This is a genomic window from Pseudoalteromonas sp. Z1A2, from assembly GCF_011378755.1.
Taxonomy (GTDB): domain Bacteria; phylum Pseudomonadota; class Gammaproteobacteria; order Enterobacterales; family Alteromonadaceae; genus Pseudoalteromonas; species Pseudoalteromonas distincta.
This window is the reverse complement of record NZ_WTKX01000014.1, coordinates 28721-54294: the sequence shown is the minus strand read 5'-3', so window position 1 is coordinate 54294 and position 25574 is coordinate 28721. Positions and strand designations below refer to the sequence as shown.

Here is a 25574-nt window from a genome sequence, read left to right as displayed (position 1 = left end):
CAGAGTTTAACTAACCTTTCATAAAACGGCATATTTGGGGTGATTTTGCTGTAAAAAGCGTTTACAACAACTTTAAAAGGTAGGTAAGTGACTGATTTTTGCTTTAATAGACAAACTTAGCGAATTTATAAACCGATTTTTTACTAACTTCTCCGTGCGATAAAACAAAATTTTACTAACTTAGAGGCTATAAACAGTGACTCAAACCGATTTTTTACCAACTCAAGTTACAAAAAATGCTATAAACCGAAATTTTACTAACTGAAGTTTTAGCTAAGTCCGATATTTAACTGTCACAGAAGTGTAAAGGGGGTTTACAGTTTGAATACTACGGCGATAAATATAAAAGCCACTTATTTAAAGTGGCTTTTATTTGAGCTATAAATGTTATACTAATTTTAGGTTATTTAGTGTGTTTATCAAACCACCATTGAATATAAGCAACTTTGGTCATTAAGTTTGATGGGCGAGCTGTAATACCATGTGAAGCATTAGGAATTCGCACCATTGCAGTATCAACACCTTGTAGTTTTAATGCTTGATAAAACTGTTCAGTTTCTGAAATTGGTGTACGGTAGTCAGATTCCCCAGTGAGCAACATAGTAGGAGTTTTAACGTTTCCAACATAGCTGATAGGCGAGCGTTTCATGTAATGCTCAATGTGATCCCATGGTTTTCCTGGAAACCAGTAATCAGCAAAAAACGGGTAAAAATCGGCAGTTAGTACAAAACTGATCCAATTAATAACCGGTTTGGCAACTACAGCCGCAGCAAAACGATCTGTATGACCCACAATCCAAGCTGTTAATACACCGCCACCAGAGCCACCGGTTACAAACAATTTAGACTCGTCGATAAAGCCTTTCCCTATTAGCGCATCAACGCCCGTCATTAAGTCGTCAAAATCGTTACTTGGGTAATTATGATGAATAGTTTGTGCAAACTCTTTACCGTATGAATCACTACCACGTGGGTTCATGTATAAAACGACATTACCTTTGGCTGCAAACAGTTGAATTTCAGCGCTAAAATGTGGGCCATAATTAGCTACTGGACCGCCGTGTATTTCTAGTATTAGCGGATATTTTTTACTGCTATCAAATTCTGGCGGGTAGGCGATCCACCCCTGAATAGGAAGCTCATCGTGGCTTGATTTAACCCAAATTTCTTCCACTTTAGCCAAAGCTTTGTCACCCAATGCATCTGCATTAAGGGTAGTTAAACGCTGCACTTTACCGCGTTTAATTGTTGCTATATCAGCAGGGCGCTGAGTATCTGCAAGGGTAAAGGCTACCTCGCCATCTTCGCTTACATCAAAGTCGCCACCAGAATAAGGGCGTCCAAAGGCAACGCTGCCAATTTGAGTTGTTATTATTTTACGCTTGCCACTGCGTGGTTGGTAGGCGAGGGCGGTTTGACCTTTATCGGCGTAACTAAAGTACACACCTTTTGAATTGGCACTCCATTTTATTTGACCTACGCTACGGTCAAAATTTGGCGTTAAGCTAGTTGTGTTACCTGTTTTTAAATCACGAATATAAAGTTGAGCATTTTCGTAATTAGTGCGTTTATCGTCATAACCTGTGTACGCTAAGTAACGACCATCGGGCGATACTTTAGGTTGTTCATCAGGGCCATCTCGTTTAGTAATTTCGGTTATAGTTTGCGAGGCCAAATCAAGTTTATAAATTTCATTATTTGTGAATTTTAGCTGGTTGTTAGTGTGCCTGTTCGCAGAAAAATAAAGTGATTTACCATCGTTACTAAAGCTTACATCGCCCGCGTTATCAAACTCATCATGAGTGAGTTGTTTAGCATTACCACCGTTAGCATCTATGGAAAATAATTGGCTAAAACCTTTTTGTGTGTAACCGCCACCATCTGAACGGTAATACACATCATCAATAAATTTGGCGGGCTCTGCCCAGGTTGCGCCTTTTGGTTTACCTGGTAAGCTCACTGGCGCTGAATTAGCGCTTGGAACAAACATGCTAAATATTAATTGGTTAGAATCAGGGCTCCATGTAATCGAACGTGGACTACTCGTTAAGTTACTAATTTTTGCCATAGCACCTGTTTTAAGCCATTTAATATATATTTGGCTGCTGCCATCGCGGGTTGATATAAACGCAAGGCGTTGACCATCAGGAGAGAGTACTGGCGAGTAATCCATGTGCACGCCAGAGGTTAATGGCTGCATTTGTTTGGTTTTGTAATCAACAGACCAAATATTCCCCACTTTACGATCTGTTTTTATATCCATGCGATTACGCACAAAATAAACAGTTTTACGGTCTTCGGTTATATCTATTTGATTGGCATATTCTAAATTAAACACGTCTTGCAGTTGTAGTGTATTTGTTTCAGCGTAGGCTAAATTACTACAGCCTAAAATGAGGCTAAGTGTTAAAAGCTTTTTCATTTTTATCCCTGTTGTTACTTTTTTTAATTTGCTAAGTAGTTATATGTTAGGGATTATTAAATTAACAGTAGGATGCGATAAAGCTCTTATTTAAATCTATGAGTTAAAGCTGTAAAGGGGGTTTACAGCTTCTATTTGTGGTTGTGTAAAAGTTTAGTTAGCTGAGTTACACAGGGCTTTTATGTCTTTTATAAGCGCTATGCCATCAGCGTTGTCGCCATGTACGCATAAGCTATGGGCGTTGAGCGTTAGTTTTTTTCCAGTTTGTGTTGTCACGCTGCCATCGGATAAAAGCTGAGTTACTTGTTTTAGTAATGCAGCTTTGTTGTGAACGCTACCCTCAAGTGTTCGTGACACTAAATGCCCGTCGTCGGTATACTGTCTGTCGGCGAATGCCTCAAGTATTAGATCAACTCCTGAGCTTTTGGCTATTTGAATGTGCTTATTGGCATTTTTAGTCGCTAAAATCATTAGCTTTAAATCTATTGGGTAGCTGGCAATTGCATTTATAACGGTTTGTAATATTTGATCATTTGCCATCATGTCGTTATACAGTGCGCCGTGGGGTTTTACATAGCTAAGTGTTAAACCTTGTACTTTTGCCATACCCTCAATAGCGGCTATTTGATAGTGCAGGCAATTTGTAAGCTCTTTTTCGCTAAGTACCATTGAGCGTCTACCAAAGCCCTGCTTGTCTGGGTAGCTTGGGTGAGCACCAATTTGTACGTTATGTTGCTTGGCAAGTACAAGAGTGTTTGCCATTACATCGGCGTCACCTGCATGAAACCCACACGCAATATTCGCCATATCAATATGTGGCATAACGTCATCGTCTAGCCCCATTTTCCACGCGCCAAAGCTTTCGCCTAAATCACAATTGAGCTTCATATTAATGCGCCTTTTGCGGTTTTATTGTGACAGGTAATACGCCGTTAGCAGTTGCTTCGCCTAGTAACACTTTTGCAAGTGCGGTAAAAGCAGGACCAGATACAATATCGTTTTTATCTACATCAATATTATATGCGTAGGATGCAAGTACAGCATTTGCATAATTGCCAAATTTAGCAATGTCGTAAGGGGCTCTTAGGCTTATAAAAACAGTGCTTTTGTTTTTCTCTTTTGCCATATTTAATAATGACTCAAGTGCTTTTGGCTGCTCTGCATTATTAAGTGCAAAATTTGAATCATCTTTTAAATCATCCATACCGCCAATTTCGACCGCACTTTGATTAGGCGTTGCATTACCGGCGATAACTACATCAGCAGCCTGTATTTGTGCTTTTGCATGTGCTGGATTAAACCCTTGTAAACTACTACAGCTATAGTTAAGTTTCTGCTGGCTGATAGCTTCAATTGCTTGCTGCATTGCCATACATTTACGCGTGTCGGGCATAATAATATGAATATTACTTCCTGCTTTTAAATTAAGCGGCAAAGTACTGTTATTATTTTTAACCTGCGTTATTGCCTCTACAGCAAGCTGCGCTTCTATTTCGCGATGTGCTGCACTGCCAATTGTTTGCTTTGCATTTATGAGCGCGGTAATAGGGTCAAAATTAGTGCTTAATCTAAATTTATTTTTAAGTGTAATTATACGCTGTGCCGATTGTGCTATTTCTTGCTCATCAAGTTGGTTTGATTTAATCGCTGCAACAAGATCTTTAATAAGATCATCGAGTTTATTTAAATCATCTGGTGTTCTAATTTCAATAGGCATTAGGGCAATGTCAGCTCCAGCGGCAAATGTATTTATTACCGCTTGAGTTGGTGTGAAGAAGTTACTAATACCAGCCATATCAAGCGCATCAGTTACTACAACTCCTTGGTAATTAAGCTCGCCACGTAAAATATCAGTAATGATTGCGCGCGACATTGTTGCTGGTTTTACCATAGTTTTGCCATTAACACTTATAAACGTTGTGCTATCAAGCGCTGGGTATTGAATATGCGCCGTCATTATCATACCTGGGTTTTGCTTGGCGATAATGTGTTTAAACGGTGCTAGGTCTTGCTCGTAAATAACTTCTTTTGCATGGTTTACTTTAGGCAAGCCTGTATGGCTATCTACGTTTGTATCGCCGTGACCCGGAAAGTGCTTTAACGAGGTAATCACGCCATTGCTTTCAAATCCTGCAACCTGTGCGGCGCCCAATTTACTCACTAATGCTGGGTTTTCACCAAACGAACGAACGTTAATAACAGGGTTATCGGGGTTCATGTTTACATCAACCGTGGGCGCGTAGTTTACATTTATACCCAGCGAATTTAGCTCTTTAGCTATTACTGTTGCTGTTTTTGTCGCAAAGCTTGTACCGTGTTTTTTGTAGGTTGCGCCAATCGACATATTACCGGTAAATGAGGTGGCAACATCGCGTGGTAAACGCGCTACACGTCCGCCTTCTTGATCTATTGATATAAATAGCGGCAGCTTACTACTGGATTTACTTGCAGCTGTTTGCAATTGGCTATTAAGCGCAATTGTTTGCTCTATCGATTGAGTGTTTTCAGAAAATAAAATTACCCCACCAATATCGTATTTTGCAATAGCGGTAGCGAGTTCATTAGGTAACTCGGTCATTGGAGTTCGGCATTTATTACTAACTCCTTGCTGGCAGAAGTAACGAAAGTCGAGTATTAGCTTTTGCCCAAGTTGTTGTTCAAGAGAAAGCACGGGTTTAGCAAGCGAGGATTGTAATGGCATTAAGCACCCAGATAAAAAAACGATAGACGATACAATACACTTATTTAGCAAAACACACTCCAAAGCTAAAAAGTAGATAAGTGTAAGCAGCTTAACTACTTTTTGAGGTAACTGCAAAAGAAGGATTTTTGCAGAGGAACCAATAACGTATTGTAAAAGTTAAAGAAAATTCATAATCTTGCAACTAGCGAAAAGTTATATTTAGTTATATTTTTTGTGGCTTTGTTAATATTAGATAATAAATTTTCAAGAGGGTATAATTGCGGGCTTTATATACAATTATAGGCTCGGGTACTGAATACCTGTACTTAGGATGGCATACGTTTGCGAAAAAAATTATTAACGGCCTTAAATCTTCGATTTCTTATTTTGCTTTTAGCGATTACGGCTTCTATTAGTACTTTAGTAAGTAGCTTTTATTCTACCTACCAAGTACAAAAAGAGCAGTTAACAGCTTACACGCTAAAAAGTAACTATGCTTATGCCAATAAACTGGCATCCGCAACAGATAATTTTTTAGAATCCGCAATGCAACAACTGGCCTATTCAGCTAAAAAAATAGAGCAAAGAGTTGATGATGAAGATTTATTAAACCAAGAAGCGACCCGCTTACACTTACAAACGAATAGCTTTAACTCGGTTGTAATTAATAAGCATAGTGTTGTTGTCGCAACCTCTCCTAAATTTCCGCAACTTATTGGTGAATCAATCCACTCACCTGGCGCTGTACAAGCGCTACAAGAAAAAAGACCATTAATCAGCGCGCCTTATATGTCGGCTGCTGGGAACTTTATTGTTTTTATTTCTCATCCTTTGTTTGATCAAAGTGGAGATTACCTTGGTTATATTGGTGGCTCTCTTTATCTAAAGGAGCGTAATATTTTAAATAGCTTATTAGAGCAGCATTATTATGAGGGTGGAACATATATTTATGTGGTCGACGCCAGTAGGCGAATTCTCTATCACCCAGATCAGGCACTAATAGGGACAGTCGTCACAAATAATTCCATCACTAATAATATGATTACAGGCCAAAGCGGTACTTCTATTGTTAAAAATAGCCAAGAGATAGAAATGCTAGCAGGCTTTTCCTCCGTGCCTAAAGCAAAATGGGTAATTGTCGCTCAGCGCCCTGTAAGAGCAACGCTTTCGTCACTTGATTTACTCATAACTGAAGTAATAAAACGTACATTACCGATGGCTGTTATTACGTTTCTTTCAATAGGTTTTTTTGCTCACTTAATTTCTAGACCTTTAAAACAACTAGCAGACAAAGCAAATACACTTGACGATCCAACAAGTATTGAAGAGCTAAAAAGTGTTAAATCTTGGTACTTTGAAAGCCAAAGACTAAAAATTGCAATGCTCAATGGAGTTAATACTTTGCAAATGCAGATAGGTCAGCTTCGTCATGATGCGCAAACAGATCCCCTAACTGATACTCATAACCGTAGGAGTTTAAACGGTTTATTAAACCAGTTGATGTTTAAGCAAACTCCATTTGCTATTTTAGAGATAGACATCGATTTCTTTAAGCGAGTTAACGATACCTTTGGCCATGATAAAGGAGATGAAGCTCTTAAATCGCTTACTGATATTATCAAAAAATTATCTCGAAAAGACGATATCGTAGCACGTATAGGTGGTGAAGAATTTGTACTTGTCTTGCCTAATGAAAACAGCCAAAGTGCGCTCAAAATAGCAGAGCGACTACGTAAAACTGTTGAGTCTACAAATATGGAAACTATCGGCTTTATAACAATTTCTATTGGGATTGCAACTTGGCCTGAGCACAGTAACGACATAGACCAAGTTTACAAATGTGCTGACAAAGCACTTTACCATGCAAAAGAACATGGCCGTAATCAGTGCATTGTTGCTGATTAAAAGTGTGTTTCGATAGGTGAATAGTTAATTGCAATTTCTACATTGCTCACTGATCTATAGCTGTTTAGAGCACTAGACAATCCTGCAATATCAACATCCTTTTCAACAAGTAATGTGTAATTGTGAGCTGTTGACTTGACTAATTCATAATTATTTTTTAACTCATCAGGCACAGAATCGGTATTTAGTGTAATGGTAAGAGTACCTGTTACTACACCTTTTTGTTTTAAGTTCTGATTATAAATAACGTCGCCTTTAAATAACTGCTCAGAGTTAAAGATAAGTTTATCACCAGATGAATTTATGCTTTTAGATGCATTTTTAACAACACCTTGACTACTTTCTTTTTTAGGGAAAATAATGTCACTTTTCTGGTTCTTAGATGGTTCTTTTATAATGATCTCTGCTGTTTTAGGTTGTACCTGAGAGTTGTTAACCTCTGTTTTTTCACTGTTATTACATGCAGATAGTAATAAAGCTGCGATTATTGGCACTGCACTTGTAAAAATTATTTTTTGCATTCGTTTACCTTTGTTTACTTTTCTTTAAATTTAAAGCTATTCAGCCTTATTCAAGTCTGTATATTAACAACTTAACTAGATGTTTACATAAAACAATCAATTTAAAAACATTAAGTATTTAAACATAATAAATACAAACAGGTGGATACATGTCTCAATTCAAATTAACAACTATTGCCATGGTTGTAACATCTACATTAGCAGCAGGTGAACTAACGGCCGCTGAACAAACTCGATTTTATGATGTAAGTGCAACAAATTCAGTTACTCAGGGCGCTTCTTTAGCTGCCGTTCAGCAGAAAACCTTAGCCGAACGCGCCACTGTGTCGGGTCAAAAATCTATTTACGATGCACAAATGGGTAAAGCAACGTTTTTATGGCAAGCAATAGGTCAGCGTAAGCCTGACATGGCTTTAATCGCAGCTGATAACCGTAACCAATATGCTGCTGACTTTTATATTGAGGCTTTAACAGGTATTAGTAATCGTAAAGCAACAGCATCTTCTGCTGTTATGGTTGATTTATCAGAACAAAAACGTGGCTCTATTAGTGCAAAATACAAGCAACAAGTAAACGGTGTTGAAGTTTTTAACCGCGAATACAACTTGTTAATGGATAAAGAGTACAACTTAGTAGCAAGCTCGGGTTATTTTGCTGATACGTCGTCATCTAAAAATAAACTTGCTGCATTAACTGGTTTTGTAAGCTCAGAGCAAAGTATAAAAAAAGCATTTAGTGAATTAGCTAATATTGATGTCTCACTTCGTAAAATTGGTAATGAAGGTGGCTATGCAAAATATGAGGCTAAATCATTAGATGACTCTAAGATTGTTTTAGGTACACCACGTGCAAAAGAAGTGTTTTTTGAAGTGGCAGGCGAGCTTAAATCTGCTTACTACATTGAAGTAGAAGTAGCAGAAGTTGGCTCTTTAGAAAGTGACTACTTTAGTTACGTAGTAGATTCGAATAACAGCAAAGTATATTTTGCGAAAGATTTGAAATCTCATGCAGCTGACTTTAATTACCGTGTTTACGCTAACCAAGATGGCTACCCAATGGAAAGCCCGCACGGTGACGTAATTCCTGCTGATGGCCCAGGACAAGTAGACGAGACTGAGATTTTAGACGCGCCAATGGTTTCTCTATCTTACTACAGCAAACTAAGCACAATGGACCCATGGTTAGCTGATGATGCAACGACAACTTCGGGTAATAACGTATTCGCATACGCCGATGTGATTGCACCTCAAGACTTTAGTGAAGGTGACTTTACCGCTGAAACAACTGCAGACTTCACATTTGACTACCCTTATCAAGTAGATGAAGTTGCAAATAGCTACGCAAACCGTAAAGCAGCTATTGTTAACTTGTTTTATATGAATAACTTTTTACATGATTTTTTCTATGATCATGGTTTTGATGAAACATCAAATGTAGCGCAGGTATCTAACTTTGGTCGTGGCGGCATAGAAGGCGACCCGATTGAAGCACAGGCTCAAGATAACTCAGGTCGTAATAATGCAAATATGTCTACACCAGCTGATGGTGCTAGCCCACGTATGCAAATGTACTTGTACAACAGTAAAGATGCCACTGTTGGTGTAGATTTTGGTATTACAGTAACTTCACATGACTCTTTAGGCCTTTTAGCTTCAACAAAAGAATCTGGCTTTGGTAAATACCAATTCAGTGATGTGGCTGCAGAAGTTGTTCGTTTAGATGATGGAAATACCGTAGATTCAACAAGTATTAATGATGGTTGTGAGCCTGCTATAAATGCTGCTGAACTAGCAGGGAAAATTGCAATTGTAGATCGTGGCTCATGTGCTTTTACGATTAAAGTAAAAAATGCACAAGATGCAGGTGCAATAGCAACTATCGTTGTTAATAATGACCCAGATACGGCAGAACCGGCACCAATGGGCGGTGAAGACGATACTGTAACCATTCCAAATATGGGTTTAAATTACGCTGATGGTCATGCAATGTATGACCTAATTGATGCTGGTGAAGTTGTTACTGTAGACATGTTTACCAAAGCAACATTAAAAGATGGTACGTTTGATAATGGTATTATTGCTCATGAATGGGGTCACTACATTAGTAACCGCTTAGTCGGTAATTCATCAGGCCTTATTAACTTCCAAGGCCGCGCAATGGGCGAAGGCTGGGGCGATTTCCACTCATTAATGTTTATCGCTAAAGAAAGCGATATAAATATTACAGGTAACGATAAGTTCCAAAAAGCATATGGTAGCGGCACATTTGTAGAAGACTTCTACTTCGGTATTCGTCGTCTTCCTTATTCAACTGATACAGATGTAAATGCATTGTCGTTCCGCCATATTACTGAAAATGCTGGTGCTGATATTGGTATATCACCAACAAGCGTGGCTTCTCCTCATGCTGCCGGCGAAATTTGGGCAACTGTATTATGGGAAAACTACGTAGCGCTTATCAACGAGCATGGCTTTAATGAAGCACAAACTCGAATGGCAGATTACTTAGTTGCAGGTTACAAATTAACACCTATAGCACCAACCTACACTGAAGCACGTGATGCTATTTTAGCTGCTGCCTATGCAGTAGACCCTGCTGATTACAAGTTAATGGTAGGTGCATTTGCTAAACGTGGTATGGGTCTTGGCGCAGTATCGCCAGATCGTTTCAGTAATGACCTTACTGGTGTGGTTGAATCAGATAAAACACAGCTTTCTAGCTATGCATTTGCAAGTGCTGACTTAAACAACATGTACAATGGTACAGAGCTTGGTTTTTGTACTAACGACAATATTTTAGATAAAGGCGAAACGAGTACGGTTAGCGTAACAATTACTAACCGTGGTAGTGAAGTACTTAGTGGTACAACAGCGCAACTGACAGTTATAAGCGATCATGATGTAACATTTGAAAATGATGGTTTACTTACTTTTGGTGAAGTTCAACCGTACGAAGCAATAACTAGTAACGATATTAAAGTTACTTTGAACGAAGCGGGTACAGCTGAAACACTAGAAATTGAAGTCACATTCCCTGAAATTGAAACGGACGATGATATCGTTGAAGCACTTGATCAAACACTTACGTTTGAAGTAAATATGGGCTTTAAGTCAGAAATACCTGTTGGAGCTGTAGTTTCAGATGATATGGAAGTAGCAAGTTCATCACTATTAGATTTAAAAGAAAACGTAATGTTTGGCGGTGACTTAGCTGTTGGCACTCAGGTTATGGATAATAGTGGTAATATTGCCTTCTTTGAACAAGGTGGGTTTGAGCTAGGCACACAGGCAATGCGCCTTGTAAATAATGGCTTCCAATCAGATGTAGCAATAGAGAGTAAGCCATTCGAAGTTGGTTACTCAGGCGACTTTGAAATCTCGTTTTGGCATTTCTATAGTATTGAGCAAAACTGGGATGGTGGTGTTGTAGAAGTTAGTGTTAATGGCGGTGACTGGGTTGATGCCACTGAAATTGGCGGCACATTTGATGTTGGCTATGACGCTGTTCTAATCGAAAACGATTCTCAAGAGCTTCAAGAACGTGAAACATACACAGGTAATAACGTACAAGATAGTGGCGCGTATGGTAATTATGAAACTATCAACTTTGGTGATGCCCTAAACGGCAACTTAGTAAAAGTACGCTTTAGAATTTCATCAGATGGCGCAGTAAGTGATTTAGGTTGGTGGATTGATAACCTAACTATGTCTAACGTTTTATCTCCTGTATTTTCTGAGCTTGTAGCGGGTGATTCGCTAGCATGTGATAACGCAGCCCCACTTGTTTTAGTCGAAAGTGCATCAGCGGAAATTACTGAATCTGCTACAGGAACTATTACAGCAACAGCGTCAGATCGCAATGGTCAAACACTAACTTATGCTTGGACTCAGGTTAGCGGTAGTGCTGCTACGCTCACAGGTACCGACACTGCAACTTTGAGCTTCACACCTGCAGCTATTACTGCAGATGAAGAGCTTGTTTTTGAAGTTGCCGTAAGTGATGGTGTAACAACTGTGACTCAACAAAGTACTGTAATGGTAAAAAATGAAGCGGTAGCAACTGTGCCTGTAACAGAATCAAAATCTAGCGGTGGTGGTAGTTTTGGCTTTATAGCTTTATTACTTACTCCATTAGTATGGTTTAATAGACGTCGCAAAAACGTTAGTAAATAAGTTTAAATAACATCCGTCAACTCTAAGCACATGACGGTTTTAATGAAAGGCCAGTAGCGTTTGCATCTGGCCTTTTTTATACACTTAGTTTGATGTTTTTAGTCCTGAGCACAGTAAATACATAGACCAAGTTTAAAAATGTGCTGGTAAAGCACTTTACCATGCAAAAGAGCATGGCCGTAATCAGTGCATTGTTGCTGATATTAGCTAACCACTGCTTAGCTAACCACTGCTTAGCTAAGTAATACTTTACATTGAACTTAAATTGATAAATTCTCTACAAAGAGTGCATGAGTTTATTAAGCCAGCCATCAGCTTTTGATGGTTTGTAAATCATTACTATGTCTTCGCTGTAGCGACTGTTAACCCCCTTTACAGTTAATTTTTTAAGCCCTAAATCATCAATCACGAAATTTGGTAAATATGCCAACGCCAAGCCACTTTGTATCACCTCTATTAATGCACTGTAATCGCTACATCTAAATACAATATTGCGCGGGGCTATTTCATCTTGCCAACCGTCGGAGCCAATACCTTGTTCAAGGCCGCACAGTGGTGAAAACAACGGGCATGCAAAAGACAACTGTAGTAATTGGTTTTTATTGAGTGTTAAAAAGCCTTTTTGTACTAGCTGATGTGAAGGAGACGCAGCTACACTAAACTCAGTATTAAATACGTCAACCGCCACTAAATTAGTATGTGAGCTGTTGTTTAATGCCTCGCGAGTAACTAGCGCAATATGCGCCGAACCTGATGCAACTTGGCTTATGGCTTCACCTTCAAATACATTATTAATACGTACCGAGCAGGGCAGGTGGCTAAGTGGTGTAAGCAGCCTCTTTAAACCACTTTTAAGTAAAATAGCAGGGCCTGCAATTACTGCATTAAATTTATGATTATCGCTTTTAAAGCGGCTAGTGAGCTGTTGGTAGTTATGAACTAAATCGCTACTGTGCTTAACAAACTCTTTGCCTTTATCATTAAGTACTAAGGTTTTACCCACACGATTGAATAGTTTAGTGGCTAAGCTTGCCTCAACTTTTTTTAGGGTTTTAGAAAGCGCACCAGCGGTAACATTAAAATGCTTAGCGGTTGTGTGCAGGTTTTGCGAACCCGCCACGTGAATTACTTTTTCAATGTCATCTAAATGCATAGCGCCAAACCGTATTGATTAAAAGGAAACAACTAACAACTTATTATCGATTATTTATACATAAAAATCAGCTTATAGTAGCGCTATATTAATTTGGAGCATAAACATGAAACACATACTGTTATTTTTTATTTTGTTTTCAACAACAGTTTTAGCAAACACTCCCCTACACAATTCACAAAATACGCATAAGAGCCACAGCTATGTAGGGCTTCATGGCATGGCGCTTATATTAGCAAACGATAAAGTGCTTGCCAGTCACATGCCTTTATATGCCACTCCCCACGACTACCAAATAGTGTATGAAGTAACTACAAGTGATACCCACTTAAAAATAATCAAAGATGCTTTAAGAAAAGCAGCAAACGAGCAAAGCCAGATCACTATTTTACCAAGTAAGTTTAACCTAAACTTATTAATAAATAAGAAGACACCCATTTTAAATACCACTGTGTTTAATGGTCATTTTGAACGCGGAGGTACGGCCCTGTTTTCGACAAAGCTGACTTTTAAAAACCCGTTATATGTAAAAAAACTCGCTATTACACAACCCGTAAAAGCAGAGTTTGATTTAATAAAGGTATCAGCAGGGCAGGGGGTGGTAATTCATAAAATACAAAGTAAACCAAGCTATGACTCGTTAAGCTTAGTGTCGCTTATTAAGGGGAAGTATAACGGGGAATTAGAGTGCGACAGCGCAATAAATACAACGCTTGCAAGTAAGCTAACGGCGTGCTTTAAAAACGCCCCCAGCTATTTAGAAACAAAAGATTTTGCGATTAATTAATTCATAAATAACGGCGATTTTAGCTTTAAAAGTGCTGTTTATATAAAGTGTTAATGGGCATTAAGTATGTAGAGGTGTACCTGAATATACTCACCATTAAGTAATTTGACTTGAGTAAATATGTGGCAGGCAAACGCTGCATACCCATGCAGCGTTTACTGCCATTTGTTTAGCCCTAATTAAAACTGATAGCTTACCCTTGCTGAAAAGTTACGCCCAGGTTGGGTGTATTGGCTAAAATCAACACTTTGCGATTGACCTGCAATCAACTCAAAAGGTACATATTCTTTATCGAGCAAGTTAAGTACACCTACATTTAGCTGCCACGCTTGCCATTCGTAGTTTGCGTATAAATCAACAACCACGTAACCATGCCCTTGCGTAGTTTTATCATCGTTTGCATCAAGTACTACATCCGATTGCGATTTAGCTAAACGCAACGCAGCGGTCCAGTTAATATTACCCAGCTCTGTACTTAACAATATTGAGCCATTTAACGGGCTAATGCTGGTAAGTGGCTGATCGGTTTCTTTGTTTTCACCATCAACGTAAGCTACGTTTGCCTCAAGTAGTATATTTTCAGCGACATACATGGCAATTCCGGCTTCTACACCGCTTATTTGTGTTTCGCTAATATTTTGATATTGATACAGCGTTTTGTTTACGCCAGGAATGTACGTTGGCTCAACACCCACTACGGCGGTTTCAATAAAATCATCGAATGCTGCATAAAAAGCACTTAAGTTTACGCTAATATCGCTGCTGGCGTATCTTAGTCCAAGCTCAAACGAGTCACTGCTTTCTGGGTCTAAATCGGCGTTTGGTAATATTTGATAAAACGGCTCAACGCCGTGGCTTTGATAGGCTTGGTCGTGTGGTGGTATTTTAAAGCCTCGTACGTATTGCCCGTACCACGATAAGTTATCATCCACTTGGTATATAACACCTAGCTTAGGCGAGAAAGCAGATTCGGTAATATCATCAAGCTGCGCATCAGCGTAAAGCTCATCACTTTTAGCTTCTAGGATGTAGTAATCATATCGCACGCCTGCAATAACCGACCAGGCACTGTTTTTAAACGAAATACTGTCTTGTACATAAGCGCCAATTAAAGAGGTGTCAGCCCCCGGGAATGCTTTTTGTTTTTGGTCTGTAAAATCAACCGTGCCATCAGCTAAAACACGTGTTTTTAAACGTGGGCGAGTGGTGTCGTATAAGTCGATATCAACTCCGTATACCACTTCGTGATCGGTGGTTTCTCCTTTAAGCTCTTTATTAAATATCGCTTTTACACCTAAAATATTTTGCTCAAAGCGATAGTCGTTATAATCGGTGTAGGTGCTTGCGCCACTAATTTGATCGCTTTGCTGCTCGTAACTACTATAAGACACTTGCCCATACCACTTATCGAACGCGGCTGTTGCTACCTCAGAATGGTAATCTAGCGCCAGTGACCAACTCGTGTCGTCTTCTTCGGTTTCTTGAATGGCGGGAGTTATTTCTTGCTCAATTGTTTGATTAAAGTAATCAAGGGTGTATTTAAGTGTGCGTTTTTCATCAAGCTGTTGCTCAAATTTAACTAATAAAGCATCCGACTTAGCATCATAACCGGGTAAGTTTTCGTCATAGTTTTGTACTTCTTCGCTGTCGCGGTGGCTATACACGGCGCTTACTGCAAAGTCGCCTAAGTCTTTTGCAGCAGTAATATCGGCGGCTACTTGATTACTTTGACCTTGATACCCAAGCGCCATTTTTACAAAGCTGCTGTTATTTTTTAAATAATCACTAGGATCTTTAGTGGTTATAACCACAATGCCACCAAGTGCATCAGAGCCATATAATGACGATGCAGCACCTTTGGCTACTTCTACTTGTTTTACACCTGCTACGTCAAAATAATTACGGCCAACTAAATAGCCCCCTCCACCTGCATAACCATCGTTGGTGCGTCGGCCATCTTTTATAAATACAACCCGGTTACCACCAACACCACGTACTGTAAGTGTTTGCGCGCCTGCGCCACTGCCTGTCGTTGCAATGCTTGGGTCGTACTTAAACATGGTTTGTAAATCTACAGCTAGCTGACGCTCTATGTCTTGCTCGGTAATAACAGTAACTGAGCCTGTAACATCTTTAAGCTTTTGCTCAAAGCGCGAGCCACTTACAACAATATGATCGTCAATTATGTTTTCGGCAATGGCAGTGCCCGAGCCAAGTAGTAAGGTTGCTATAGCAGTAAATCTAAACGCAGAGGGATTCATTTTAACTCCAAATGATAATAGTTATTATTTATGGCGGAGATGTTACAACTAAGTCAAATTAAGATCAATTAATTATGATAATCATTTTCATTTATATTTAACTGGTTATAATAGCCAAAAAATAAAACCGGAGTGTGTAATGAAATACCTATTTATATTGTTTGCTTTAATGGCCCAATCTGCACTTGCACAAGAGCGCGTTATTAGCGCTGGCGGCACCCTTACTGAAATAATTTATGCGCTAGGCAAACAAAATACCCTTGTAGCTGTTGATCAATCGAGCATGTACCCGCACCAAGCCACGCAATTACCGCAAGTGGGCTATTATCGCGATTTAGCTGCAGAAGGCGTACTTTCAATGCGTCCAACCACCTTGTTAGCGCTTGAAGGCGCAGGGCGAAGCCAAGCACTTAAGCAAATTGAGGCAACAGGGGTTAAGCTAATTCATTATAAAAAGCCGACCTCAGTTAACGAGCTACTTGAGCTTATAAAACGCCTTGGTACCGACTTAAACGCCAAGCAAAAAGCACAAACACTTATTACACACATTACAAAATCGTTACCTGAAAAAGCAAAAGCGCAAACACACAGCGCGCTATTTTTACTCTCAGCTAATGAGCGCGGGCTTATTGCAGCCGGGCAAGAAACCGTCCCTAATTTATTATTTAGCTATGCAGGCATTACCAATATAGGCGCTACGCATTCAGGCTTTAAAGCAATTAACACCGAAGTACTTGCTATAAATCAGCCCGACTTTTTAGTAGCCCCAGCCCATGTTGTACACAGCCTTGGCGGTAAGCAGGCTTTTTGTGAGCAACCTACACTACGCTTATTAAAAGCGGCGCAAACCTGTAACTTACTTGTAATGGATAGCCTACTTTCGCTTGGCATGTCGCCACGTATTGCCACAGCAATTAATGAGCTTAACGAGTACAAAGCCCACTTATGAACACCCTAACATTGAGCCGTTTTAACCCTGTAACACTTAGCCAAACCCATAAATGGATGCTATTAGCCTCTGTGTGTATTTTTGCTTTGGCGCTACTTAGCATAGGGTATGGGCCAGCAGGGTGGGATTGGCGTTTAGCCATTGCTTGGCTTGCACCCGAGCGCTTTAATCAGTTTGATGCGCTGCAAATAAATGTCGTAATGCAAATACGTTTGCCACGCTTTGTGCTTGCAGTGCTTGTAGGGTTGGTGCTTGCCCAAACAGGCGCGTCAACGCAAGCGCTGTGCCGCAACCCATTGGCCGATCCATCTATTATTGGCATTAGTGCGGGTGCGGCTATGGTTGCTGTGGCGTTTATAGCACTTAGCGCGCAGTTTAATTTTAACGCGCAGTTGTATTTACCTTATGCCTCTTTTTTAGGGGCGCTTGGTGTTACCTCGCTGGTATATTTTATTGCCAAGCAGCAAGGGCAAATTAATATCACCACACTTATATTAGTGGGGGTGGCTATTAACGCGTTAGCATTTGCGGTTATTGGGCTACTGAGCTTTTTTGCCGACGATAGCGCGCTACGATTAATAAATTACTGGACCATGGGCTCATTAGGCGGAGCAAGCTGGAGCACGATTATTCAAGCTGCGCCGTTACTGTTTATCAGCCTAATTGGCCTGTGGCGGTTAAAAGAGCCCATGAACTTACTCCTTATTGGCGAGTCACAAGCTCAGTACCTAGGGGTAGACACCAACAAGCTCAAACTATATGTAATTATACTTGTTGCACTAGGAGTAGGGGCGGTTGTGGCACTTACCGGCTTAATAGGGTTTGTTGGATTGGTAGTCCCGCATATTGCCCGATTAATGGTGGGGCCGCATTTACGTAATATGCTGCCGCTTTGTATGCTAATTGGCGTAGTGGTATTGCTACTTTCTGACTGGCTAGCACGCATTGCCATAATGCCATCAGAGCTACCCATTGGAATTATTACTGCATTATTGGGTGCGCCATTGTTTATTTATTTAATAGTGAAAAATAAGCGAGGTTGGTCATGATCACGTTTAACAATCTAAGCGTTGGCTTTGATAATCACAGCGTTTTAAACGCTATTAATGGCAGCGCTAAACAAGGGCAACTTGTAGCACTACTTGGTGAAAATGGCGCAGGTAAATCTACCTTGCTGCATACCTTAGCAGGTATGCACTCCTTTACAGGCAGTGTACTTTTTAATGCTAAGCCGCTGGCTGCTCACGCTAAAAAAAGCCTAGCCACACAGCGTGCAGTAATGATGCAAGCTAACCACGTCGGGTTTGATTTTACAGTATTTGAGCTTATTGCCATGGGCCGCTACCCGTATGTAGAGTCATTAAAAATGCAAAGCGAAAAAGTACATAAATACGCCGCTATTATGGATTTAAGTAATTACTTAACTCGCCGCGTAAGTGCGCTTTCGGGCGGGGAGCAACAACGCGTACATATGGCGCGTACTTTAGCGCAACTAAACGCCTTTACACAATCGGCCAAGCCAAAACTAATGCTGCTCGACGAGCCTACATCAGCACTTGATATGCGCCACCAACATGCTTTGCTCAGCTGCGTTAAAACCTTTGTAGAGCAGGGTAACAGCGCCATTATTGCAATACACGATCTAAATTTGGCCAGCCTTTATGCAACCGATGCTATTTTACTGCACAACAAAAAAGTGCTGCAAAGTGGGCCTATAAACACCGTATTAACTGAACAAAACTTACAACAAATGTACGCCATGAAACTGCACGTAAACCCTCATCCTTATAACGATGCACCCATGGTTTTTTCTCAACGTCAGGAGTTTTTATGAGAGAGCAAGCGTTAAACGATGCACGCACCTTGGTTTACAAAACCAATGCTGGTGTCATGTCGACCATTTCTAATAATTTACGCGGCTACCCGTTTGGCTCAGTAACCCCCTATATGTGCGACGAACAAGGCCGTGTTTACTTTTTTATTAGCGATATAGCCCAGCACACTAAAAACTTAAAGCACGACTCTCGTATGAGCCTTACCATATTTGACGCCGCCGACTACGGCGATCAAAACGAGCACGGCCGCGTAACGCTCGTAGGCGATGGCTCTATTGTGCCAAGTGAGCAAGCACACACTTTACTTAATAACTATATTGCCCTATACCCCGAAGCCGCTAGCTATCGCAATGCGCACGACTTTCAGTTATGGCAATTAGACGTAGTGCGAGTGCGTTACATTGCCGGCTTTGGCAAAATATTTTGGCTTGAACAAATCGAGTGGCAGGGCGAGGCAAAAAACTGGGATGAAAGCCAACAGCAAAGCATGATTAACCATATGAATGAAGATCACCAAGATGCTATGTCGCTCATATTAATGCAGCACTACGGCGTAGCCGATAACACCCCAATAATGAGCGGCCTATTACCCACTGGTTTTTATATACAAAGCCAAAAGCGTAATTACTTTATTAATTTTAAAACCCAGTGCAACAGCCCGTTAGAGGTACGTAAAGCGCTGGTTACGTTAACCAATCAAGCACGCAACAACTTAGCTAATACAGAGGAAACAGTATGAAAAAATTAATTGCTTTACTAAGTACTGCACTACTACTTAGTGTCAATGCAGCACATGCGGACGAATGCACACTTAGCCTTGATGCAAACGACATGATGCAGTTTTCAACTAAAACGCTAAGCGCTCCTAAAAGCTGTAAAAAAGTAACCGTAAAGCTTTGGGCGTGTTGAGCTTTGCGGATTGAAATTTGTTCAATCTAGGGGCTATTAAATCGCGGCGCGAGGTTTGTAACCTAGTGGGCTAAGTAAAAATCGAGCAACAAAGAGTTTATCGCCCCTAGGCAGAACCCGAAGGGCAGCGCATGTTTGGCATTTATGCTGCGTTATCGCCTATTTATGTGGAATAACCACACTTCATAGGCTCTGCCTTGCCTAAAAACCAAACACACTGCTGCAAATTCAACCATCAAAGAACAACACGCCCTATCCACGTAGGTAAATTACCCGCCAATGTTATGGGCCATAACTGGGTGCTTGCTAGCGAGAAAAACATGCAAGCTATAATAACCGATGGCAACGCAGCAGGGCTTAGTAACCACTACTTAAAGCCTAACGATACTCGCGTACTTGCCGCTACCGACATTATTGGCGGTGGCAAATCAGCGCAAGTTACTTTTAATATTAGCGCCTTAACAGCAGGGACTAACTACACGTATTTTTGCTCTTTTCCTGGGCATTACGCCATGATGAAAGGCACATTTACGCTTAAATAAATATCAAAGGGTGTATTGCACTAACACTGTGTAATACACCCTATTTTATTATTGGCAATGCGTTTGCTCGCCTCGTTTGGCTAAAGCTTTAAAAGCCGCTTGTTGATGTTCTTTTTGTACATAACGGGGTGGCAAAGGATTAACCTGCAACTGATACCCTGTTTGATTAGCTTGCACGCTTGTTACCGGCGATATCCAAACAACATTTAACTCTGGCGCTAAACGCTTAATAACACGCGCTATACCTTCGCCATTTTTTACATGAAAATCGCCCGAAATATGCATTACCTGCGTATTTTTATGCGCTGTTACATAGTTAACAATAGACTCCCCCATAGTTTCATCCCATGTAACTTGTGCTGCAAAATAGTTTTCGTTTTGACTCGGTGAGCCGTGGTGCATTGACGCCATAAAACGTTGTTTATAATCACTGGGGGATGTATCAATAGCGGCTGCAATGAAGCTCTGCTGTGTTTCATCAAGTTTATTTAGGTAACTTATGCCTTGCCTGCCAATACAGGTGACTATATTTTTTGGCGCATTTGCAGCTATTACATCGCTATTGTTCGCTTTAGCCAGCTCTACCAACGCACGGTAATCACTTTTGTAATTAGGCCACGCTTGGGTGTTATCAATTAAATATTGCTCACCAATTTCACTCTTAACATACTGGTTTAAAATAGGCTGATCCGCGCGGCTAAATTGTTCAAGCGACAGTGCTGTGCGTTTATTACTTTTGCTTAATTGCTCAAATAACTCCGCCTGAAATAAATGCACACCCGGGTGCGTATGCCATTCACCCACTAAAACCACATCGGCATTTAATAGCTTGGGCTCTAATAATACAGAGCTAACAGGCTTTGCTTGTGCATTATAAAGCGCAGTGTAATAAAGCGATGAGCTTTTATCAGGCGGCACAGTTGTTGTGCTACAACCACTCAAACCCGTAACTAACGCCAGAGTTAACATAGACTTTTTCATACACACCTTTCAAAACCTTTTAATGCAAATAATTATCAATATCATATACTTGTAATACCTATTAAGCCAGCCAAACTGCTGCTTACTTACATAATCAAGGAAATGAGCGAAATGCGCATTTATATGCCTTAACTTTGCTTATAGATATTAAATAGCTTTTGATAGCAATATCTTAGGTAATTTGTTAAAACTGTGTAAAGTATAAAATGAGCGTGACATCGGCAGAAGTATGCTCGATTCGAGGCCTATAAAATCGTTCGATGTTAAATGGAGTTCTAAGAAGCATCCAATTTTTAGTGAAAACATGGAAGATGGTTTTAGCCTATTCTTACTAAAATTTTCAGAATCAAGAAGCTGTCTCTTATTTGGTACCTCAGCTCTTTTGTTATTTATATTTGCAAGTCAAAACACCAGTTTTATGAGTTTTCTTAATGAACACTGGTTTGGTAACATTCTTCAGATTTTATGTGTAATTGGAGCTTTATTAAGTTGGTTTTCAGCACAAGCACATTCATATAAAAATGGACACTTTAAACTAGTAGCTTCCATATTCTTACTTTGGCCCATTATCTATATATAATTGTTTTATATACATTTAACTGAAAAAACCTAACGTAAATATCAAATGAAATTATAGTTGGCTGTTTTTTGTTCCTAAAACCATTTTAGTCAACTATATTATTCCGCTTATGTAAGCGCTAGGCCCTGGAGAAGGTTTTATAGATGGAACCAAATTATTCAGAATATTCTATTACTGAATTGCAAGAAGCTATCACGTCTATTGATAGGGCTTTGTACCCTGAACGCTTTGAGCTATTAAAAGCCGAACTATTAAATAGAGAAGAGGAAGAGCATGATGCTTCTCAATTAGTAAGTCTTTCATCAAAGGACTTACTTATTAAGCTCAGCAATGCATTTTTTGTAATTCCGTTGATGATCTATATAGGAATAGATGCACTTAATAGCGGTGAAATACTCCTTAAAGGAGGAGCTATATCAAAAAATGAAAACTTTATATTATTTACATTAAGCGTAATATTTTGTTTTTTAATCTCAGCGGTACTGACATATAGCCTGTTTATGGATAAGAGAAAAAGTTCCTGACATATGTGTTATGTCGTTCATAAATTCACTAGGACACAGTTCGATTGGTAGTGCTTTTCTGGAGGTTGATAATATTTTCAACTCAGGGCAAAACATGCTGCACAAGCTAAGCAAAAACAAGTTATAGAGAATAAGAAGACGGTGAAGTGTATTTAAAAACTCTTTAACTGAAACAAAAAGGCCGCAGTAATAAATACTGCGGCCTTTGTTTTTAGCTAAGCGCTTTAAACTAGGTACGTTTAGTAAGCGCCTGCGCTATATATAAGCTCGTAGCTGTGGCTGTAAATCTCAAGGATGTTACCAAACGGGTCTTCCATGTAGATCATGCGGTACGGCTTTTCACCCGGGTAGTAATAACGAGGGGCTTCCATACGTTTTTTACCGCCAGCTTCTACAATACGCTCGGCTAAACCTTCTACATCAGGGTCTTGAACACAAAAATGAAAGATGCCTGTTTTCCAGTATTCAAAATTGTCTTTTGGGTTTTCTTGGTTTTTAAATTCGAAAATTTCGACACCAATACGATCCCCTGTAGATAGGTGCGCTATTTTGAATTTTTCCCACTTTTCGCCAAATACTTCTGTACACATTTCGCCAATTGGGCTTTTGTCTTCGGTAATTAAAGTCGGTTCCATTATTGTGTACCAACCCATAACCTTAGTGTAAAACTCGACTGCTTTTTCAACGTCGGGAACCGAAATACCAATGTGCGAAAAACTACGTGGATATGTATGACTCATAATGCTTCCTCTTTAACTTGTGACTTATCTTGTGGCTAGTTGATGGAGTTAGTTTACGAATCGACCAACATTAAGTAAAATTATCATTAGTCATCGTTTTGAGTACGTTTTGTAATGATAAATCCAACATGGTTAAATACGTTTTGTACTTTGGTTGAGGTAAATCATTTTACCCAAACCGCCGAGCGTCTTTTTATGACCCAATCGGGCGTAAGTCAGCACATTAAAAAGCTAGAGCAGCAAGTAAACTGCGCGCTATTAGAGCGCCACGGCAAACAATTTACCCTTACCGTACATGGGCAAAACTTGTATCAACAAGGCAGCTTGTTATTAAAGGAATGGCAATTTTTAGAACAACAATTAAAAGATGATTCGCCTTACAGCGGCTTGGTAAAAATACAATCGCCTGGTAGTTGTGGGCTACAATTTTATAGCCAATTATTAGCGCTGCAGGCAAAGCATACCGAGCTTAATATTGATTATCGCTTTGCACCCAATACAAGTGTAGAGCAAGCTGTGGCAAACCACAGTGCCGACATCGGGTTTTTAACTCAAGCTCCAACATTTAGCGAACTAACCAGCCATAAAATAAGCCAAGAGCCACTACTACTTGTAACGCCTGCAGGTATAAACATGCCTAATTGGCAAACCCTGTGTGAGCTAGGGTTTATTGCTCATCCTGATGCAAGCCATCATGCGCAGCTACTACTAAGCGAAAACTACAGTGAGTTTGAGCATATTGACCAAATAACACGTACGGGATTTTCTAACCAAATTAGTTTAATACTAGAACCTGTAAGCTTAGGGCTGGGTTTTACGGTATTACCTGCTCATGCTGTAGGTGCATTCAATAAACCACAACTTATAAAAACACATCATTTAGAATGTCCGGTTAGTGAATCTATTTATGTGTGCCATCACCGAAATAGGCCGTTGGCAAAACGTATGAATACAGTAATTGAGCTAATAAAGGCGGGAGTAAATAGTTAAAACGTAAACCCCCTTTACACCCACGGCACTTAATACCATAAGCAAAAGGGGGAATAGAAAATTAATTAACGCTTTCTAATTTTGCTTTTAAATCAAGTAAGTCGGTTGCGATAGTATTTGGCTGTATTTCCCACGGATCGAAAATAGATTCTTTAGATCGTTGAATCCACGCCGCGCGCATACCATGCGATATGGCACCGGTTACATCAAACGGATTACTTGATACAAGCCACGTGTTTGCGCCTGTTGAATTAGTTTCGCGTAAAAAGTGGCTATAAACCCCTGGGTTTGGTTTAAAGGTTTTAACGTCGTCGGCACTTACTACCCCTTCAAAAAGCTCACTAATGCCAGCGGTTTCTAATAAGGTATGAACTGCGTCGGCAGCGCCGTTTGAAAATGCAAACAAACGGTAATCCTTCGCTTTTAATTGCTCAAGGCCTGCTTTTACATCATCGAACGCAGGAAGCGTTTTATAAAGCTCTAGCAGTTGCCCCTTTTGATCTTCACTTAGCTCGGTTTTGTGCGCTAAGCAGGCGTAATCGAGTGCGTGTTTTGTACATAGCGAGAAAGGAATATAATTTTGCATTAATCCACGTCTAAATGAATACTCTAATTGCTTTTCGCGCCATGTATTTGAAAATGCTTGGGCGTTATCGCCAATCATGTCGTCGAGTAAGGACAGTACGCCGTGAGTGTTTATTAGCGTACCGTATACGTCAAATGCAAGTGTAGTTGCCATGTTTGCTCCGCAATAAAATAAATTAAGTTGGTTTAGAGTACTTGCTTACAGCTTAACTTACTTTGAACGAACGCTCAATTTAATAAAACTTATACGCATCAAGCGCTAAAATATCCATTTCTATACCTTCATGTATTTTTTCGGCTTTACCGTCACTACTTCCAAGCGCTGCAAAAAGAGGTAAAAAGTGCTCCTGGGTAGGGTGATTAAATAAAGCATGAGGTGCTTCATTTAAATAGTTAAGTAACGCTTGGGTGTTTTGCGCTATTAATTTTTGCTCAACCCAATGGGTAAACTCATTAACCATTTGAACACGATTAGGTGTAGCAGGGTTTTTAAATATTTCACGTAGATTGTGACTAATCCCGCCGGAGCCAATAATTAATACGTTATCGTAACGCAGTGGTGCAAGTAACTGCCCGTATTTATACATAGCCTGAGCGCCCAAACGCGTGTTAATAGACACCTGAACAATGGGAATATTAGCTGCTGGGTACATTAAGCGCAGCGGGATCCACACACCATGATCCCACCCTTGATCTGCATTTTGCACCGTTTTAATACCCGCTTTGTAAAAGTACTCACTAATAGTATTAGCAAGCTTAGGGTCTCCTAGTGCTGGGTATTGAATTTCATACAGGGGCTTGGGGAAGTTATAAAAGTCGTGAATAGTATGCGGCGCATCTCCGGATGTAATAACTATATCGTGCGCTTCATCAAAGTGGGCAGAAAACACCACAATAGCTCGTGGTTTACTAAGCGTTTGACCTAATGATGCAAAAAAATCTGACGTAGCCGATTGCTGTACAGCCATCATTGGCGAGCCGTGAGATATAAATAAAGCAGGCTGAGTCATACTAAAACCTTAAACAAATAGACGT

21 protein-coding genes are annotated in these 25574 nt (G+C 40.0%); 11 read left to right on the top strand and 10 right to left on the bottom strand.

All coding sequences use genetic code 11. The features are described from left to right. Positions 1–403: 403 nt before the first annotated feature. The 3 genes from GQR47_RS11230 to GQR47_RS11220 all read right to left on the bottom strand — a co-directional run bounded on the left by GQR47_RS11230 (position 404) and on the right by GQR47_RS11220 (position 5123). Entirely contained in the window at positions 404–2422 is a 2019-nt protein-coding gene (locus tag GQR47_RS11230) for a S9 family peptidase (protein ID WP_165723785.1), read from the bottom strand. Between the two features lie 153 nt (positions 2423–2575). Beyond that, complete coding sequence (locus tag GQR47_RS11225; RefSeq protein ID WP_165723784.1) at positions 2576–3310, bottom strand: 5-oxoprolinase subunit PxpA; 735 nt, start codon at positions 3308–3310, stop codon at positions 2576–2578. A 1-nt stretch (position 3311) separates the two neighbouring features. Further along, the gene (locus tag GQR47_RS11220; protein ID WP_165723783.1) at positions 3312–5123 is read right to left on the bottom strand and encodes a glycoside hydrolase family 3 protein; all 1812 of its coding nucleotides are present in this window, start codon (positions 5121–5123) and stop codon (positions 3312–3314) included. A gap of 369 nt (positions 5124–5492) precedes the next feature. Between GQR47_RS11220 and GQR47_RS11215 the strand changes: the two genes are divergently transcribed. Continuing rightward, positions 5493–7010: a sensor domain-containing diguanylate cyclase gene (locus GQR47_RS11215; RefSeq protein WP_165723810.1), complete on the top strand. Its 1518-nt coding sequence runs from the start codon at positions 5493–5495 to the stop codon at positions 7008–7010. Here the strand turns inward: GQR47_RS11215 and GQR47_RS11210 are convergent. Next, the gene (locus tag GQR47_RS11210; protein ID WP_165723782.1) at positions 7007–7531 is read right to left on the bottom strand and encodes a hypothetical protein; all 525 of its coding nucleotides are present in this window, start codon (positions 7529–7531) and stop codon (positions 7007–7009) included. The genes GQR47_RS11215 and GQR47_RS11210 overlap by 4 nt on opposite strands. A 149-nt stretch (positions 7532–7680) precedes the next feature. On the opposite strand from GQR47_RS11210, the gene GQR47_RS11205 reads away from it, so the two are divergent. Beyond that, on the top strand, positions 7681–11703 hold the full coding sequence (locus tag GQR47_RS11205) for a rhombosortase-dependent M36 family metallopeptidase (RefSeq protein ID WP_165723781.1): 4023 nt from the start codon (positions 7681–7683) through the stop codon (positions 11701–11703). Positions 11704–11980: 277 nt separating this feature from the next. Here GQR47_RS11205 and GQR47_RS11200 read toward each other — a convergent pair whose 3' ends face one another. Then, a complete protein-coding gene (locus tag GQR47_RS11200; RefSeq protein WP_024596039.1) occupies positions 11981–12856 on the bottom strand; it encodes a LysR family transcriptional regulator in 876 nt (291 codons plus the stop codon). Positions 12857–12962: 106 nt separating this feature from the next. On the opposite strand from GQR47_RS11200, the gene GQR47_RS11195 reads away from it, so the two are divergent. After that, complete coding sequence (locus GQR47_RS11195; protein WP_024596038.1) at positions 12963–13643, top strand: hypothetical protein; 681 nt, start codon at positions 12963–12965, stop codon at positions 13641–13643. Positions 13644–13822: 179 nt separating this feature from the next. Here GQR47_RS11195 and GQR47_RS11190 read toward each other — a convergent pair whose 3' ends face one another. Beyond that, on the bottom strand, positions 13823–15904 hold the full coding sequence (locus GQR47_RS11190; RefSeq protein WP_024596037.1) for a TonB-dependent hemoglobin/transferrin/lactoferrin family receptor: 2082 nt from the start codon (positions 15902–15904) through the stop codon (positions 13823–13825). A 139-nt stretch (positions 15905–16043) separates the two neighbouring features. Between GQR47_RS11190 and GQR47_RS11185 the strand changes: the two genes are divergently transcribed. From GQR47_RS11185 to azu, 6 genes are all read left to right on the top strand, one after another. Then, on the top strand, positions 16044–16853 hold the full coding sequence (locus GQR47_RS11185) for an ABC transporter substrate-binding protein (RefSeq protein WP_024596036.1): 810 nt from the start codon (positions 16044–16046) through the stop codon (positions 16851–16853). After that, positions 16850–17902: an iron ABC transporter permease gene (locus GQR47_RS11180; protein ID WP_024603606.1), complete on the top strand. Its 1053-nt coding sequence runs from the start codon at positions 16850–16852 to the stop codon at positions 17900–17902. The genes GQR47_RS11185 and GQR47_RS11180 overlap by 4 nt, the downstream gene beginning before the upstream one ends. Further along, a complete protein-coding gene (locus GQR47_RS11175) occupies positions 17899–18687 on the top strand; it encodes a heme ABC transporter ATP-binding protein (protein WP_029770352.1) in 789 nt (262 codons plus the stop codon). The genes GQR47_RS11180 and GQR47_RS11175 overlap by 4 nt, the downstream gene beginning before the upstream one ends. Continuing rightward, the gene (locus GQR47_RS11170) at positions 18684–19427 is read left to right on the top strand and encodes a DUF2470 domain-containing protein (protein ID WP_024596538.1); all 744 of its coding nucleotides are present in this window, start codon (positions 18684–18686) and stop codon (positions 19425–19427) included. Before GQR47_RS11175 ends, GQR47_RS11170 begins: the two co-directional genes overlap by 4 nt. Further along, a complete protein-coding gene (locus GQR47_RS11165) occupies positions 19424–19597 on the top strand; it encodes a hypothetical protein (protein ID WP_240915886.1) in 174 nt (57 codons plus the stop codon). Before GQR47_RS11170 ends, GQR47_RS11165 begins: the two co-directional genes overlap by 4 nt. 197 nt (positions 19598–19794) lie before the next feature. Further along, a complete protein-coding gene (azu, locus tag GQR47_RS11160) occupies positions 19795–20139 on the top strand; it encodes an azurin (RefSeq protein ID WP_240915885.1) in 345 nt (114 codons plus the stop codon). Positions 20140–20187: 48 nt separating this feature from the next. Here the strand turns inward: azu and GQR47_RS11155 are convergent, their stop codons facing one another. Further along, on the bottom strand, positions 20188–21120 hold the full coding sequence (locus GQR47_RS11155) for a ChaN family lipoprotein (protein WP_154902853.1): 933 nt from the start codon (positions 21118–21120) through the stop codon (positions 20188–20190). A gap of 723 nt (positions 21121–21843) precedes the next feature. Here GQR47_RS11155 and GQR47_RS11150 point away from each other — a divergent pair. Further along, on the top strand, positions 21844–22224 hold the full coding sequence (locus GQR47_RS11150; RefSeq protein ID WP_024596535.1) for a hypothetical protein: 381 nt from the start codon (positions 21844–21846) through the stop codon (positions 22222–22224). A 239-nt stretch (positions 22225–22463) separates the two neighbouring features. Here the strand turns inward: GQR47_RS11150 and GQR47_RS11145 are convergent, their stop codons facing one another. Then, on the bottom strand, positions 22464–22964 hold the full coding sequence (locus GQR47_RS11145; RefSeq protein ID WP_002959229.1) for a lactoylglutathione lyase family protein: 501 nt from the start codon (positions 22962–22964) through the stop codon (positions 22464–22466). A 114-nt stretch (positions 22965–23078) separates the two neighbouring features. Between GQR47_RS11145 and GQR47_RS11140 the strand changes: the two genes are divergently transcribed. Beyond that, positions 23079–23954 (top strand): LysR family transcriptional regulator, encoded by an 876-nt coding sequence (locus GQR47_RS11140; protein ID WP_165723780.1) that lies wholly within the window; start codon positions 23079–23081, stop codon positions 23952–23954. A 61-nt stretch (positions 23955–24015) separates the two neighbouring features. On the opposite strand, the gene GQR47_RS11135 is transcribed toward GQR47_RS11140, so the two are convergent. Both GQR47_RS11135 and GQR47_RS11130 read right to left on the bottom strand, forming a co-directional pair. Next, entirely contained in the window at positions 24016–24693 is a 678-nt protein-coding gene (locus GQR47_RS11135; RefSeq protein ID WP_002959247.1) for a haloacid dehalogenase type II, read from the bottom strand. Positions 24694–24772: 79 nt separating this feature from the next. Further along, on the bottom strand, positions 24773–25549 hold the full coding sequence (locus GQR47_RS11130) for a class III extradiol ring-cleavage dioxygenase (protein WP_024596533.1): 777 nt from the start codon (positions 25547–25549) through the stop codon (positions 24773–24775). Positions 25550–25574 lie beyond the last annotated feature (25 nt).

Excerpts from the sequence above, each read along its gene's own strand:
- GQR47_RS11185 (WP_024596036.1), top strand. The coding sequence starts at position 16,044 with ATGAAATACCTATTTATATTGTTTGCTTTAATGGCCCAATCTGCACTT.
- GQR47_RS11175 (WP_029770352.1), top strand. The coding sequence starts at position 17,899 with ATGATCACGTTTAACAATCTAAGCGTTGGCTTTGATAATCACAGCGTT.
- GQR47_RS11210 (WP_165723782.1), bottom strand. The coding sequence starts at position 7,531 with ATGCAAAAAATAATTTTTACAAGTGCAGTGCCAATAATCGCAGCTTTA.
- GQR47_RS11205 (WP_165723781.1), top strand. The coding sequence starts at position 7,681 with ATGTCTCAATTCAAATTAACAACTATTGCCATGGTTGTAACATCTACA.
- GQR47_RS11200 (WP_024596039.1), bottom strand. The coding sequence starts at position 12,856 with ATGCATTTAGATGACATTGAAAAAGTAATTCACGTGGCGGGTTCGCAA.
- GQR47_RS11165 (WP_240915886.1), top strand. The coding sequence starts at position 19,424 with ATGAAAAAATTAATTGCTTTACTAAGTACTGCACTACTACTTAGTGTC.
- GQR47_RS11170 (WP_024596538.1), top strand. The coding sequence starts at position 18,684 with ATGAGAGAGCAAGCGTTAAACGATGCACGCACCTTGGTTTACAAAACC.
- GQR47_RS11220 (WP_165723783.1), bottom strand. The coding sequence starts at position 5,123 with ATGCCATTACAATCCTCGCTTGCTAAACCCGTGCTTTCTCTTGAACAA.
- GQR47_RS11155 (WP_154902853.1), bottom strand. The coding sequence starts at position 21,120 with ATGAAAAAGTCTATGTTAACTCTGGCGTTAGTTACGGGTTTGAGTGGT.
- GQR47_RS11145 (WP_002959229.1), bottom strand. The coding sequence starts at position 22,964 with ATGAGTCATACATATCCACGTAGTTTTTCGCACATTGGTATTTCGGTT.
- GQR47_RS11225 (WP_165723784.1), bottom strand. The coding sequence starts at position 3,310 with ATGAAGCTCAATTGTGATTTAGGCGAAAGCTTTGGCGCGTGGAAAATG.
- GQR47_RS11135 (WP_002959247.1), bottom strand. The coding sequence starts at position 24,693 with ATGGCAACTACACTTGCATTTGACGTATACGGTACGCTAATAAACACT.
- GQR47_RS11190 (WP_024596037.1), bottom strand. The coding sequence starts at position 15,904 with ATGAATCCCTCTGCGTTTAGATTTACTGCTATAGCAACCTTACTACTT.
- GQR47_RS11150 (WP_024596535.1), top strand. The coding sequence starts at position 21,844 with ATGGAACCAAATTATTCAGAATATTCTATTACTGAATTGCAAGAAGCT.
- GQR47_RS11140 (WP_165723780.1), top strand. The coding sequence starts at position 23,079 with ATGATAAATCCAACATGGTTAAATACGTTTTGTACTTTGGTTGAGGTA.
- GQR47_RS11180 (WP_024603606.1), top strand. The coding sequence starts at position 16,850 with ATGAACACCCTAACATTGAGCCGTTTTAACCCTGTAACACTTAGCCAA.
- GQR47_RS11130 (WP_024596533.1), bottom strand. The coding sequence starts at position 25,549 with ATGACTCAGCCTGCTTTATTTATATCTCACGGCTCGCCAATGATGGCT.
- GQR47_RS11195 (WP_024596038.1), top strand. The coding sequence starts at position 12,963 with ATGAAACACATACTGTTATTTTTTATTTTGTTTTCAACAACAGTTTTA.
- GQR47_RS11230 (WP_165723785.1), bottom strand. The coding sequence starts at position 2,422 with ATGAAAAAGCTTTTAACACTTAGCCTCATTTTAGGCTGTAGTAATTTA.